This window comes from Longirhabdus pacifica (assembly GCF_004115085.1).
GTDB classification, from domain to species: Bacteria; Bacillota; Bacilli; order Paenibacillales; family DSM-105158; genus Longirhabdus; species Longirhabdus pacifica.
Window position 1 is genome coordinate 23,775 of the sequence record NZ_QXJP01000015.1, and the last position, 14,737, is coordinate 38,511.

The following is a 14,737-nucleotide window of genomic DNA, read 5'->3' on the forward strand; positions in this document are numbered from 1 at the left end:
ACAAAAAAGAAAATAAAAAACAATGGAAATCATGGTACAATGATGAAAGTGTCAGTACTTAAGCATGCCACTGAGCATGAATCTTGCCTATAGAAAGGATGAATAAAAGTGGAGAACAAAGAGCAGCAAATGCACTTGATGATAGAAAGTATTAAATCAAAATTAAAAGTCGTTTCCATCGCAGCGATCAAATCGGATCATTTCGATATGAAATATTTCGAAGAAATACAAGATATTTACGAACTAGTGAACAGTAGAGATCAATTTAGTATTGCAGAAATTGAATCCATTGTTTCTACATTAGGAACGCTAAAAAAACAAACATAGCGCACATATGAAAGCATAATAAATCACCTATGGTCTTTTAACCATAGGTGAACTATAGAATGAAGTTGCCTATGCAACATTGTATTTTCGCTATAATTTTATGCAACATTAAGCCTGATATGAATAAAATATACAAGATGAAATCTCCACTTATTGAAAAAAACCTTCTTTAGCTACAATTAATCATTGCTCCATGAAAAGGGATACAGTCCATTGCTCGTATTAATTGACAGGTTTAACAGGTTATATGGTACGTTACGGAGAATCATCTTATGTCATATTCTTATCACTCCTTTGTATTATTTCGAACGAGAGAGCCTATGTTACTTCTTCTGCATGCTGTAGCATAGGCTCATACATCATCATCGCGTGATTTTCTGTTACAAATTCATCATCTATGCAGTCCCCTTGCACCGTATATACTTTTCGATAGATTTGGTTATGTCTTACATAGCCACCCCAAGGTTCCATCGTTATTTTATGATCCTTTTCGTACACTTCATAGCTGTACAAGCTAGGTTGATTACATTGCCACTGTCCAACTAAGTGACTGTCTGTTATATCTAGTTGAAGGCGATATGTCTGTGCTGTGTTATTTTTAATTTGCAAATCAATATAATTATAAGCGCATGTTGCACCACTGCCAAAAGGTTGCGTCCTACTTGCATCTGGAAATACATCATAGCTGTGCCGGTGCCGCTCTACTACGGTTAGCGGTGTGTGTAACGTCAACCAGTAAATAAGATTAGACAGTTGACACAACCCTCCACCAGTTCCAGTTTTATATTTTCCGTAGTGAAGAATCATACCGTCCACATAACCTTTCACTTTTGTCGTTTTGCCAATGTGACGCCAATAAGACATCGTATCTCCCGGACTCAGTACAAGCCCATTTAAACAAGGAATGGCTATGCTTAAATTCTTCACTTTATTATGTTGTAACTCCATGTCGACATCTTTTAGTTTTCGATACAATGGGGTTTGGTGTGTGGTAATGGTATACGTTAACGCACTGCTACTTTTTGTCGTTGTATACTGGCTTCTGTTTTTATACCACTCCCAATATCGTTGATACGTATACATTGTTTTTCCCAAGAACACCCTCAGTTTAGATCTCTGTATTGGCTGTTTTACAACCTGCATCATACATCCCTCCGTCCCATATTTTAGTATTTTAACATACATATTTAACCGAAGGTGTATACGAATAAAATATACCTATTCACACAAAATAAGTTGAATGAACTTGTTCAGCTAACTTATTACCGCTAAACATAAGATGAAGAAATTAACTTATTCAACCTTTACGGCTGGCTACTGAGGCGTAAAACTTGTATCTCATTATTTCTGCATCTTATAAATAAGTTGAATGAACTTGTTCAGCTAACTTATTACCTCTATACATAAGATGAAGAAATTAACTTATTCCAACCTTTACGGCTGGCTACTGAGGCGTAAAACTTGTATCTCATTATTTCTGCATCTTATAAATAAGTTGAATGAACTTGTTCAGCTAACTTATTACCACTATACATAAGATGAAGAAATTACCTTATTCAACCTTTACGGCTGGCTACTGAGGCGTAAACTTATATCTCATTATTTCTGCATCTTATAAATAAGTTGAATGAACTTGTTCAGCTAACTTATTTGTTGTTCATTACCTTGTGAGGATGATTATGATGACTTCAGAGACTGAGAAACGTAAAGATGAACATATTGATATCTGTTTACACAAAGAAGTAACCAGCCATATTACAAATGGTTTTGATCAATATCAATTTGTTCATCATGCAATGCCTGAGATCGATTTTCATGATATCCAACTACATACATCATTTTTAGGCAAAACATTAAAGGCTCCATTCCTTATCAGCTCCATGACTGGCGGAACTACAAAAGGCAGTCATATCAATGAAATTCTTGCAGCATGCGCGCAACATTTCGGATGGGCTATGGGAATAGGTTCGATGAGAACACTAATAGAAAACAAAACAACCTCCACTGTTCAACATATACGAAAAGTTGCACCTGATGCTTTTCTCATCGCCAATTTAGGTGCGGTGCAGTTTAACTACGGTTTTGGTATAGAAGAATGCAAACAAGCAATCGATATGATTGAAGCAGACGCTCTCGTCTTCCATTTCAACAGTTTACAAGAAGTATTTCAGCCTGCTGGAAATACAAATTTTAAAAACCTTTTACATCATATCGAACATGCTGTGAAGTCACTCCCTGTTCCCATCGGTATAAAAGAAGTAGGATTCGGTATCGATCAACACAGTGCACAACAATTTGCTGCTGTAGGTGTTTCTTTTATTGATGTAGCGGGTGCAGGTGGAACGTCTTGGATACAAGTTGAAAAATATAGAACAGATGACCCTATACGAAAGCAAGCAACTTCCGCTTTTCACAATTGGGGAATCCCCACGGCTACTTGTATTAAAGAAATTAGAAAAACGCTACCCATCCCTCTTATTGCAAGTGGAGGAATGAGCAGCGGAGTAGAAGCAGCAAAAGCCATCGCTTTAGGGAGTAATGTAGTTGGCTTAGGACGAACTTTGCTGCCTAATGCAGTACAATCAGAAGAAGCATGTTTTCAACAGTGTGAAACACTGCAATTCGAGTTACAAGCTGCCATGTTTGGTATTGGTTGCAGTAATATAAAAGAACTTGCTGATGCCCATCAAAGATTGAAGAAACAAAATTAGATACTACTTTATTTTAAAAATATTACAATATTACAATATTCCAATCCCAGTGCAATGGCTTCATTTTATGTTTAAGTAAGCTACATTATTTTCCTAAGTACGTCACTGCTAGCATTTCCTCTTTCACGGTACCTTCTTGATCTGTATGCAAAAAATATGCTTTTGCTTCCGGTCTAGAACTTACAATGTGATGAAGTTCATTCTCCTTATAATGCAATGCTACGCCGTCATCGACACCATAACCAGGTATAATGTCGTTACTTTGCAGCAAGGTATGGAAATTTGGTCTTCGCTGCACTTCTCCATCAAAATGGGGACAGTAACTCCCTTTATAAAACCCGAGTGCAGGAATAGATGCAGCAGTTTCACCAAATGAGGTAGTAACGCATTGCTCATACCAGCAGTTCGCACCTGCACTAATGCCCGCCATGATAATGCCATGGTTCCAGGCTTTTTGTAAAATACGATCCAATTCCCACTCCCTCCAGAGAGCAAGTAAATTTTTCGTGTTTCCACCACCGACGTAAATGATGTCTTTTTCCATTACATATTGCTCTAAATCTGTAGTAGGCGGTAAAAATAAAGACAAGTGGGATGGTTCACAGTGTAAAGAAGTAAATGCATCGTAAAATCTCTCAATGTATCCTTCGCTATCCCCACTTGCCGTAGGTACAAAACAAATTTTCGGTTTCGTTGTATTTGCTTGATCTAGGATGTACTGATCCAGTAACAAATTATCTGGTTCCATGGAAAATCCTCCGCCACCCATTGCGATCATCTGCTTCATCTTTTCACCACTCCTATTACATATAAATTCATCACCTATTTGTTCGTTGAACGCGTTGATTATGATGATTATTTTATCTCATCTTCCTTTTCATCGCTATGATTTGTTATTTGTTTTTTTTTGCTGTCTACTCGTTTTTATCGTCCTCATGCTTATGATCCAAGTGGGTACTGCAACCAGTGCTAACAAAATGATAATCGGTATGGCACCCGCAATAAAAACAAAAATGCCTTGGAATAATTGTGACAAAAACGAAAAGCTATCTTTCATCGCATCGGATGCTCTCTCCAGCAAAGATTCATCTTCCGTACGCTTAGTAGCTTGATCATCTAACATCTCATACACTCGTAGATCAATAGTAGAAAATGAAACGTTACTATCCAAATAGCGTAATCTACCTTTGATGACCTCTATCTCCCCTTGAACCCTCTCTAATTCATTGGAAAACTCTACTAAAGCATCTGTTTCCTGTGCTGATTCCATGAATGCAAGCAATCTGGACTCTACGACTTGTTTTGCACTTAGTCTAGATGCAAGATCTACATATTCTTCTGTCACATCTTTCCCTGTTAAACTTTTTTGCATATAAATGGGCTCCATCTTTTCTAAACTATCTAAAAAAGAGTGGAACCCTTGTGCGGGCACTTTGATGGTGTAATTTCCACCCACTTCGTACGAAGTCTCCTCCTCGGAAAAATGAAGAATGTAGGCGTTAGAAAGATGCGTTAAGTCTCTGATCTTAGTTTGAATTGCAGCAAAGTCTTTTACTTCCATATTCACTTGACCATTGTAGATGATTTTACGATTAAATCCTTCTGCATATTCCGTTCCGGTGCTTTCATTCTCTTTCTCGCTACTCATAGGCTCATTAAATGTAAGCTCTACCTTTGCTTCTTCTGACTGCGTATCATACTCCATACTGTCATTACCTTCTGTAGCATACTCATCAGCTTCACCACACCCTAAGAACAAAAATGCAAAGCTTAAAACGACTACCATTGTGAGACTGGATTTTTTATTTTTTTTCCACAACAATGAAGTCTCCCCCTTTTATTTAAAATGATGACCATTCGATAAATAGACGGAAGAGACTTAGAAAATGTTTCAATTTTATTCCATTATATTTGAAAATTATACTTTTATATATAATTATCCTTTTGATGACCTATGACTATTTTGCTATCCCATTTTTCTGCGCAATAAGTAATTTATCTTCTGCTTTTTTACTTTCTTTCACCGATAAAATCCTTTCCTCTGCCATTCTGTCTGCTGCTAAATACGTTGGAATGTGATCACGTTTAGATATTTCTACTACTTTTTGCATGTTATTATAAATGGTTTTCACATTATCTAATACACTGTTCAAATCAAATTTACCATGCAATTCCTCAATCACATGCATTAATCCACCAGCATTAATGATATAATCTGGAGCATAAAGAATACCTGACTCATGCAGAATGTCTCCATGTTTTTCTGTCTGCAACTGATTATTAGCTCCCCCTGCAATAACTTTTGCCTTCAATTGAGGAATACTTTCGTCATTAATCACTGCGCCTAATGCATTCGGGGAGAAAATATCACAAGATACACTATAAATATCTTTAGGATCTACTGCTTTCGCATTAAACTCATCGACTGCTCTCTTTACTCTTTCTTTGTCGATATCTGTAACAATTAAATGTGCTCCTTCTTTGTGCAGGTACTTACTCAAATGATAGGCTACGTTTCCTAAACCTTGTACCGCAATCGTCTTGCCAGCTAAATCGTCTGTACCGAAACGCTCCAATGCTGCTGCTTTCATTCCTCTATATACACCGTATCCAGTTGATGGAGAAGGATTGCCACTTCCACGTGACGAAGATACGGTAATACCTGTCACATGCTCTGTCTCTTCTCTGATATAATCCATGTCTGTTTCCGTCGTTCCCACATCTTCTGCGGCAATGTATTTTCCGTTTAATCTATCAATATAGCGACCGAAGGCACGGAACATTTCTGGATTTTTATCTGTTTTATAATTTCCTATGATAACGGACTTTCCACCACCTAAGTCTAACCCAGCTGCCGATGCTTTGTAGGTCATTCCCCTAGATAGACGCAAGACATCCATCATCGCATCTTCTTCATTAGCATAAGTCCACATTCTCGTACCACCTAATGCTGGTCCTAATGTCGTATCATGAATAGCAATAATGGCTTTTAAACCGGATTCGTTATCTTGGCATAACACTAACTGTTCATAATCATGACTCTCTAAATAATCAAATATCTTCACGATGTAACCTCCAATTCGTTATTTGCTCGCCAAAGCATGATGTGCGAATTATGAAAGCGCTATCATGGTGTGCACAATTATATTTTACATCATTTTTTCTTCATTATCACTTTAAATATTCATCATTTGTTCACATTTTTTTATCGTCCCGTTCACATTTTTTTATGCCTCACCATGGCTTTTCAGATTTGTTAAACTATATGTAAGGATAACGAAATTTACTTTTATTTCATTATCATGTGTAGATCATATACTTTATTTATGATAAAAAGCAAGTGTTTACGATGAAGGATTAAGCTAATTTTCCCTACCAACTCTTAACCAACCCCCAGTCAAAACTACAAAAAAAAGAAGCATCTCTGCTTCTAAATGTAATACGAATTGAGTTTTATAGTTCTGGAGGGAAGTAAAAATTTATTTTTTGCTCATCATCATTTCGATCGCTTGTTTTAATTCAGGCTGCTTGATGAGATACGATTGATTTTCTTTTTCCCACTCTAACGCGTCCTGCAATGTCCAAGACAAACTATGATTTAGCCCTTCCTTTGTTTTCAAAAATGCTTGCTTTGGTAATCTATTTAACTTTGCAATGACTTTTTCAGCTGCCCCTTCTAATGCTTCACTAGCAACCGCTTGAAAAATTAGCCCCATTTCCATTGCTTCTTTCCCACTGATTTTATCACATAGCAATGCGAGCCTCTTCGCTTGTGCCATTCCTACTAAACGAGGAAGGACATACGTGCCTCCAAAATCATTAGTCAATCCAATTTGGACGAATGGAGCCTGAATCACTGCGCTCACATCTGCAATGACAAAATCGGCTTGCAATGCAAGATGTAATCCTGCCCCGACTGCTGCCCCTTGAATGACAGCAATAACAGGTTTAGGCATATGATGCAACTGCTCTATCATCTCGTTAATGCCTGCCATGCCCTCAATCACATGCTCATGTGTAGCAGGATTGGACAACGTCATTAAGTCCCCGCCTGCGGAGAAGTTACCTCCTGCACCTTTTAACACTATAATGTTTGCGCTTTCATTTTTCGCAGCCATTAGCATCACATCGTGCAGTTCTCTAAACATTACATCATTCATCGCATTCATCACTTGTGGACGATTTAATGTAATCGTCAAGACACCTTGATGCACATCTGTTAACAATGTTTCGTACGTCACCTGACATCATCTCCCTTGATTATCTCATAAGTTGAATGAACTTGTTCAACCAACTTATTACCACTATGCATAAGATGGAGAAATCACAATATTACAACCTTTACGCCTGGCTACTGAGGCGTAAACTTGGTTCTCATTATTTCTTCATCTTATATAAGTTGAATGAACTTGTTCAACCAACTTATTACCACTATGCATAAGATGGAGAAATCACAATATTATAACCTTTACGCCTGGCTACTGAGGCGTAAATTCTATTGCAGCATTTCTTCAACTTATATATTTATATTTCACATTACGTATAAAAACCCCTTCTTTTTATCGTTTTTTTATTATTTCGCGTGGCAAATACGTCACTACTTTACTGTAAGGATGTGCTATAATAGCGCTAAAGGAAACCAACTGGAGTGATGGAGATGCAATACGTAAGTACACGAGGAGCGTTAGAGCCATGCGGGTTTGTTGATGCTTTTTTAATGGGATTAGCAGATGATGGTGGGTTACTTGTACCAGAAACTATTCCTTATGTTGAAAAAAGTACATTGGAAAAGTGGAGAACGTTATCGTATCAAGATTTAGCATTTGAAATTTTATCACTATATACAAACAACGAAGTTGCTGACGAGGATTTGAAAAAATTAATTCAAGAAAGCTACGCTACGTTTCGTCATGAACATATTACACCGATAAAAAAAATAAATGATACATTATATATATTGGAGTTGTTTCATGGACCTACCTTTGCTTTTAAAGATATTGCGCTGCAATTGATCGGAAATTTGTATCGTCATGTCTCCAAAGATCATGAGCACATTATTCATATTATTGGTGCGACATCTGGAGATACAGGTGCTGCTGCGATTGAAGGCGTCCGTGGTAAAGAAGGAATTAAAATCTGCATCTTGCATCCACATGAAAAAGTAAGTAAAGTGCAAGAGTTGCAAATGACGACTACTGCCGATGAAAATGTTTTAAATTTAAGTGTACGAGGTAATTTCGACGATTGCCAACGAATGGTCAAACAAATTCTCTCCAATCCAGATTGGAAAGAGCAATATCATTTGCGTGCTGTTAATTCTATTAACATCGTGCGTATTCTTGCTCAAATGATTTATTATTTTTATGCGTATTTTAGAGTGTGCGAGCAAAACAAAGACGCAGAGCTTCAATTCCATGTTCCATCTGGAAATTTTGGTGATATATTTGCTGGCTATCTCGCAAAGAAAATGGGACTTCCTGTTGGGCCAATGCTTCTTGCTACGAATGAAAATGATATTTTGCACCGTTTTGTACAAACAGGACTTTATGAACCCACTACGTTTAAACAAACATATTCTCCTGCTATGGATATACAAATTGCAAGTAACTTTGAACGGTATCTTTATTATTTGTGTGAAGAAAACGGACAAACCGTCGCAGACTACATGCAGCATTTTCAGCAGCACGGTAACATCAAAATAGAAGAACATAAGCTAAATATTGTCCAAAAAGATTTTCTATCAGCATCGATACACAAAAACCCTTGTATGGACACAATAAAGCATTACTATCGTGAATATGACTATTTACTTGATCCACATACGGCTTGTGGAGTAGCAGCTATAGAGGATGATACAAAAGATAAGACCATTGTTTCTTTAGCCACTGCACACCCTGCAAAATTCGATGATGTCATCGCTCGCTGTGATATTGAGCAGTCTTTCCCACAAGAAATAGCGCAGCTTGAGCACAAAGCCCAGCAGATGGACATTATAGATAATGATCTTGAACAGGTCATCACGAAAATAACACAGTTTTTTGCTTAGTTTTGCTCTAAACCAAATACAATAACAATAGAGGACAAAGGTAACAGGTATGTAGACTTGCGTTGCCTTTGTCTTTTCATATTATGAGCGCCTGGTTACTTAGGTGTAAATTTGTATCCTACCATTTCTCCAGCTTATTTCATTTAACATCATGTTCTTCTATTCCATTTCCATCTACTTCGCTTGCCTGTATATCATGAAAGTGTTGTACCAGATGTTCAAATTGCTGTATTTCTTGCTTCCCTTTTTTCGACAGCTGATAATGACCACGCGAAACTCGTTCAAACCATCCATAATGATCTTGTTGTAAGATAGTTGCTGTTTTCTGATCATCCGTGCCGTACTGCTTCAACTGCTTAATCGACAGCACATGATGTTGTAGCAAGAATGCAGCTATATGTATCGTCTTTTCTTTATACGCTGTAATCAGCTTTTTCCTTACGGTCCCACCCGTATTAAAATCGCCACTTCTACCTTGAAATTCGGTTATCCACTTTTTGCGATGACGCTGTGACCTTCTAGGCGGCTTACTCTTTTGTTCCAACCGCTCCGCTTCTAGGGGAACATCTACATAAGAAAATCCATTTTTCTTTAATGTCACTAACATGATGCCTATTCCTAATCGACGTAGCATTTGCACGATATGCTTCCATTTTTTTGATGACACTAGTTTATTATTTTTAAACGCTGCCACATACACTTTATCTGCCGCACGTTGCCTATCCACAGCTTGCAATATGAGTTCTAAGTTTACATTCTTTTTTAACTCCACGACGATCATCACATCATCTTTCATGGCCATGACATCACATTTGGCGACTTCTCCCTTTACATCATACCCTTGTTCCAATAAAAAATGACGAACAGGTGCATATAAATCTTCTTCTTTATGTTCCACATTTCCACTCCCTATCACGAGATGCCACTTGCATGGTTTGGTTTGTATTTGGTTGTATGATCTCACTAAGGAGATGAACACATTATGCTTTTAATATATTACATTATTACTCTACTAATAGACTAACTTTCTGTCTTTCCCTTATGTATGCTATCATTTTTATCATAAACAAATCATCATTCACCTTGCCACTATGCATAAGATGAAGAAATCTCTACATTTCAACCTTTATACCTGGCTACTGAGGCGTAAACTTATATTTCATCTTATATAAATGTAATTTTTTCGTCAAACAAATCGTCAACACAGATGAAGTCATTCCTACATTCTACTCTACTTCACCACCACATCATGAACCGTCCTAATTGTTAAATTCCATCATATGATGAAAGATCATATCTTATCACTAATGCGATAACATCACTATTCACATTTACATGGAGAGGAGCATTTCAATGTCAACAAGACAAATGTCAGAAATTTCTGCAGATAGAGGTACAACCCTATCTTGTAAAGGATGGGTGCAAGAAGCTGCGCTACGCATGCTCATGAATAATTTAGATGCAGAAGTAGCGGAAAATCCAGAGGAATTAGTCGTTTACGGTGGAATAGGTAAGGCGGCTAGAAACTGGGAATGCTATGATGCTATCGTCCACAGTTTAAAACAATTAGAAGAAGATGAAACACTCTTAATCCAATCGGGAAAACCTGTTGCGGTGTTTCGCTCCCATGCTGATGCCCCGCGTGTTTTGTTAGCCAATTCTAACCTCGTGCCAGCATGGGCCAACTGGGAACACTTCCGTGATTTAGAAGAGCGAGGATTAATGATGTACGGTCAAATGACAGCAGGCTCTTGGATTTACATTGGCACACAAGGCATTTTACAAGGTACGTATGAAACGTTCGCAGAAGCAGCCAATCAACATTTTAACGGTTCGCTTGCTGGCACCTTAACGGTAACGGCTGGTTTAGGTGGTATGGGCGGTGCTCAACCGTTAGCTGTCACGATGAATGGTGGTGTCGTTATTACGGTGGAATGCGATCCTACTTCTATACAGCGCCGCATAGAAACTCGTTATTGCGATGTGCAAGCGAACTCATTAGATGAAGCGTTACAACTCGCTACAAAGGCTAAAGAAGACAAAAAGCCGTTATCTATTGCCTTACTCGGGAATGCAGCAGCCATATTACCACAAATGTTAGAACGTCAAATCATACCGGATTTAGTCACCGATCAAACTTCTGCACACGATGTGTTAAACGGATATATTCCCCTTGATCATACGATAGAGGAAGCCAAACAACTACGCCAACAAGACCCCGATAAGTACATTCAACTTGCAAAACAAAGTATAGTACAACATGTCGAAGCGATGCTAGCGATGCAAAAGCAAGGTGCCGTCGTATTTGACTACGGCAACAATATTCGTCAAGTGGCTTTGGATGAAGGTGTGCAGCATGCTTTTGACTTCCCAGGTTTTGTTCCTGCATTTATTCGTCCATTGTTTTGCGAAGGAAAAGGACCATTTCGCTGGGCGGCACTTTCCGGAGACCCTGAAGATATTCATGTTATTGATGAAGCTATTTTAAAAGCATTCGCTCATGACACCCATCTTTGTCAATGGATACGTATGGCAAAAGAAAAAGTGCAATTTCAAGGCCTTCCAGCACGAATTTGTTGGCTTGGTTACGGAGAACGTGCCAAGTTAGGAAAAATCATCAACGATATGGTAGCCTCAGGGCAACTGAAAGCTCCTATCGTCATTGGCCGAGATCATCTAGATTGTGGCTCCGTTGCTTCGCCGAACAGAGAAACAGAAGCCATGCTGGACGGCAGCGATGCTGTTGCAGATTGGCCCATCCTCAACGCATTAATTAATGCAGTCAATGGAGCGAGTTGGATTTCTGTTCATCACGGTGGAGGTGTTGGCATGGGTTATTCCCTTCACGCAGGTATGGTCATTGTTGCAGATGGAACCGAAAAAGCAGCGGAGCGTTTACAACGCGTCTTAACTTCCGATCCCGGTATGGGCGTTGTTCGTCATGTTGATGCTGGCTATGACACTGCAATCCACACAGCCAAAACAAAAGGAGTCCACATTCCACTGTTAAAGGAGTAAACACAATGAGTACAAAACGCGCTTGCATCATTAAAAATGCAAATCAAATCATTACGATGGCAGGAAATAATACTGCTCCAAGAAAAAAAGAAGGTATGAGTGAGCTTGGCCTGATCAACAATGAAGATAAAAAAATGGTGATTGCTATTTATGACGGCAACATTTTAGCAGTAGGTGATACCACAACCGTTCAGCAGCGATTTCATGCGCTACAAATTACATCAGATGAAATAGAAGTTATCGATGCACAAGGAAAGTTGGTTTTACCAGGCTTTGTCGATCCGCATACCCATGTTGTGTTTGCTGGTTCTCGTGAATATGAATTGAATATGCGCTTAAATGGAGCATCATACTTAGAAATTTTACAGCAAGGCGGCGGCATACTCGCCACGACAAACATGACGAGAGAAGCAGATGAAACACAGTTAATAGCCGAAACGACGTTTCGATTAAATCAGTTTGCACTGCACGGAGTAACGACGATAGAAGCAAAAAGCGGATATGGCTTAACGACAAAAGATGAATGTAAAATGTTACACGTCATAAAAAAGTTAAATGACTTGCACGCTTTAGATATCGTGCCTACCTTTATGGCTGCTCATGCCATTCCACCAGAGTACAAAGAAAACCCAGATGCCTACGTGGATCTGATTATTGATGACATGCTGCCTATCATAAAGGAACATCAGCTTGCACAATTTTGTGATGTCTTTTGTGAACAAGGTGTATTTAATGTGGACCAATCCAAACGCATGTTAGAAGCTGCTAAAACTTACGGTCTTACTCCAAAAATTCATGCAGACGAAATCGTTTCTATTGGCGGCACTTTTTTAGCAAGTGAAGTGGGTGCTATTTCTGCTGAACATTTATTACAAACAAAATCAGATGGGATACAAGCGTTAGCGGAAGGAAACGTCATCGCTACTTTATTACCTGGTACAGCCTTTTATTTGATGGAGCCTTATGCAAAAGCGAGAGAGATGATTGATGCTGGTGTCGCTGTCACGTTGTCTACGGATCGCAATCCAGGCTCTTCCCCAACAGAAAACATACAACTCATCATGAATTTAGCCTGCTTTCACATGAACATGACACCGGAGGAAGTGCTAGTCGCTACAACGATTAATGCTGCACACGCTATTCATATGCAAGATAAAGTAGGCAGCTTAGAAGAAGGAAAACAAGCCGACCTGATTATGATGGATATTCCAACTTATCATCACTTGCAATACCACTATGGAGTAAACCATGTCGATACGGTGATGAAAAAAGGAAACATCATTGTACAAGGAGGTGTTCTGCTGTGATCTATTCATCCTCAGCCCTCTCCCCTCCTGCTATCGTTCATGCAGGGGGTAGCAATGACCAGATGGACACCAAAGTGCACCAATGGATTACACCTTGGAAAGCAAAAGAAGATGTGTTTGACGTGGGCATCATTGGAGCTCCGCTCTCGCGCTCTTCTATTAGTGTCTCTGGGGCTAGCGAAACCCCCAATGCCATGCGTCTTGCATGGAAAGGATTCAGCACGTGGTATGCCGATTTTGATGTGGAACTTACCCCCTTACAAGTAAGAGATATCGGGGACATTCGTATGCATACAACGGACATTCAGCAATGTCATGACAACATTGAGAAAGGCCTTATATCTTTATATCAACACTATCTTGATCGCCCTTTTCTTCCTATCGTGATTGGTGGAGATCATTCCATCACTCGTCCTGCATTTAATGCATTTGCTAAAGCAAATAAGGATGCATCGATAGGGATCATTCAGTTTGATACCCACTTTGACGTAAGGAATTTAGTAGACGGCGGCCCGAGCAACGGTACACCTTTTCGTGGTTTAATAGAGCAAGACCATACGGTAAAAGGAGAAAACATTATTCAAATCGGCATTCATGGCTTTTCAAATAGTGCTGTATATCGAGATTATGTCAAAGCACAAGGCATAACCTACTTCACGATGCGAGACATTCGCAAGCAAGGTGCAGAGTATATCATACAGCATAGTGTGGAATCACTAGCAAAGAAAGTAGATATCATCTATGTGACGGTAGATATGGATGTACTGGATATTTCCCATTGTCCTGGTTCGCCTGGAGCTGCTCCAGGAAGCATGTTATCGTGGGAGTTGTTCGAATGTTTGTATTTTCTAGGTCAACAATCTATTGTCAAAGCCGTCGATATCGTAGAATTAGATCCGACTAGAGACATAGCAAATATGTCTGTTAAAACCGCTTGTCATACTATGCTCTCCTTTTTATCTGGCTTGGTTCAACGGAATAAACATTGAAAAATATAGAGATTCTATTATGACAGCATGACAGTAAGTTTCTTCATAGATTGTAGATTTTAAGATTTAGATTTTTATTTTATATTTTTAGTTTTAGATTTAAAATTACGTCTTAGATTGTATCTGAAGTACCGTCTAAAATATAAAGTACATTTAATTTATTTCATTGAATTTTTTTGATATAATAATGATGATTTTAGTTTGAACTAGTATCTACCTTGTCTACATCATGTTTTGCATGCGTCATGGTTCCTTTTCGTTTGATTCATGATCTAAACATGTCTTCGTTAACATTCATCATTTTATTATCACTTTGTGTTGAATGATAATTAAGGTTTA

Annotated in this window: 12 protein-coding genes; 6 read left to right on the plus strand and 6 right to left on the minus strand. The window is 38.6% G+C overall.

What is annotated here, in order from left to right; all coding sequences use genetic code 11:
- The first annotated feature begins 108 nt into the window (after window positions 1-108).
- On the plus strand, window positions 109-327 hold the full coding sequence (locus D1Z92_RS11425) for a DUF1128 family protein (protein ID WP_128895808.1): 219 nt from the start codon (window positions 109-111) through the stop codon (window positions 325-327).
- Between the two features lie 318 nt (window positions 328-645).
- On the opposite strand, the gene D1Z92_RS11430 is transcribed toward D1Z92_RS11425, so the two are convergent.
- On the minus strand, window positions 646-1,473 hold the full coding sequence (locus tag D1Z92_RS11430; protein ID WP_128895809.1) for a VanW family protein: 828 nt from the start codon (window positions 1,471-1,473) through the stop codon (window positions 646-648).
- Window positions 1,474-2,006: 533 nt separating this feature from the next.
- Here D1Z92_RS11430 and fni point away from each other — a divergent pair.
- Entirely contained in the window at window positions 2,007-3,038 is a 1,032-nt protein-coding gene (gene fni, locus D1Z92_RS11435) for a type 2 isopentenyl-diphosphate Delta-isomerase (protein ID WP_306438817.1), read from the plus strand.
- An 85-nt stretch (window positions 3,039-3,123) separates the two neighbouring features.
- On the opposite strand, the gene D1Z92_RS11440 is transcribed toward fni, so the two are convergent.
- From D1Z92_RS11440 to D1Z92_RS11455, 4 genes are all read right to left on the minus strand, one after another.
- A complete protein-coding gene (locus D1Z92_RS11440) occupies window positions 3,124-3,825 on the minus strand; it encodes a Type 1 glutamine amidotransferase-like domain-containing protein (protein ID WP_128895810.1) in 702 nt (233 codons plus the stop codon).
- A 96-nt stretch (window positions 3,826-3,921) separates the two neighbouring features.
- Window positions 3,922-4,860: a DUF4349 domain-containing protein gene (locus D1Z92_RS11445; RefSeq protein WP_128895811.1), complete on the minus strand. Its 939-nt coding sequence runs from the start codon at window positions 4,858-4,860 to the stop codon at window positions 3,922-3,924.
- A gap of 136 nt (window positions 4,861-4,996) precedes the next feature.
- On the minus strand, window positions 4,997-6,103 hold the full coding sequence (locus D1Z92_RS11450; RefSeq protein WP_128895812.1) for a Glu/Leu/Phe/Val family dehydrogenase: 1,107 nt from the start codon (window positions 6,101-6,103) through the stop codon (window positions 4,997-4,999).
- A 414-nt stretch (window positions 6,104-6,517) separates the two neighbouring features.
- Entirely contained in the window at window positions 6,518-7,279 is a 762-nt protein-coding gene (locus tag D1Z92_RS11455) for an enoyl-CoA hydratase/isomerase family protein (protein ID WP_240666698.1), read from the minus strand.
- A 416-nt stretch (window positions 7,280-7,695) separates the two neighbouring features.
- Here D1Z92_RS11455 and thrC point away from each other — a divergent pair, with 416 nt between their 5' ends.
- Window positions 7,696-9,084, plus strand: a complete 1,389-nt coding sequence (thrC, locus tag D1Z92_RS11460) for a threonine synthase (protein ID WP_128895813.1) — start codon at window positions 7,696-7,698, stop codon at window positions 9,082-9,084.
- A 139-nt stretch (window positions 9,085-9,223) separates the two neighbouring features.
- Here the strand turns inward: thrC and D1Z92_RS11465 are convergent, their stop codons facing one another.
- Window positions 9,224-9,982 carry a DUF2161 family putative PD-(D/E)XK-type phosphodiesterase gene (locus D1Z92_RS11465; RefSeq protein WP_206099750.1) on the minus strand — a complete coding sequence of 253 codons (759 nt, stop codon included), beginning with the start codon at window positions 9,980-9,982 and terminating at the stop codon, window positions 9,224-9,226.
- A 470-nt stretch (window positions 9,983-10,452) separates the two neighbouring features.
- Here D1Z92_RS11465 and hutU point away from each other — a divergent pair, with 470 nt between their 5' ends.
- Genes hutU through D1Z92_RS11480 form a run of 3 tightly spaced genes read left to right on the plus strand, consistent with a single transcriptional unit; the run spans window position 10,453 to window position 14,398 of the window.
- Window positions 10,453-12,102 (plus strand): urocanate hydratase, encoded by a 1,650-nt coding sequence (gene hutU / locus D1Z92_RS11470; protein WP_240666708.1) that lies wholly within the window; start codon window positions 10,453-10,455, stop codon window positions 12,100-12,102.
- Window positions 12,103-12,107: 5 nt separating this feature from the next.
- Entirely contained in the window at window positions 12,108-13,409 is a 1,302-nt protein-coding gene (gene hutI, locus D1Z92_RS11475; RefSeq protein WP_128895815.1) for an imidazolonepropionase, read from the plus strand.
- A complete protein-coding gene (locus D1Z92_RS11480; RefSeq protein ID WP_240666700.1) occupies window positions 13,406-14,398 on the plus strand; it encodes an agmatinase family protein in 993 nt (330 codons plus the stop codon). The genes hutI and D1Z92_RS11480 overlap by 4 nt, the downstream gene beginning before the upstream one ends.
- The last annotated feature ends 339 nt before the right edge of the window (window positions 14,399-14,737 follow it).

What these genes read in the sequence shown, in the direction of transcription:
- D1Z92_RS11440 (WP_128895810.1), bottom strand. Translation starts at nt 3,825, where the DNA reads ATGAAGCAGATGATCGCAATGGGTGGCGGAGGATTTTCCATGGAACCA.
- fni (WP_306438817.1), top strand. Translation starts at nt 2,007, where the DNA reads ATGATGACTTCAGAGACTGAGAAACGTAAAGATGAACATATTGATATC.
- thrC (WP_128895813.1), top strand. Translation starts at nt 7,696, where the DNA reads ATGCAATACGTAAGTACACGAGGAGCGTTAGAGCCATGCGGGTTTGTT.
- hutU (WP_240666708.1), top strand. Translation starts at nt 10,453, where the DNA reads ATGTCAGAAATTTCTGCAGATAGAGGTACAACCCTATCTTGTAAAGGA.
- hutI (WP_128895815.1), top strand. Translation starts at nt 12,108, where the DNA reads ATGAGTACAAAACGCGCTTGCATCATTAAAAATGCAAATCAAATCATT.
- D1Z92_RS11430 (WP_128895809.1), bottom strand. Translation starts at nt 1,473, where the DNA reads ATGATGCAGGTTGTAAAACAGCCAATACAGAGATCTAAACTGAGGGTG.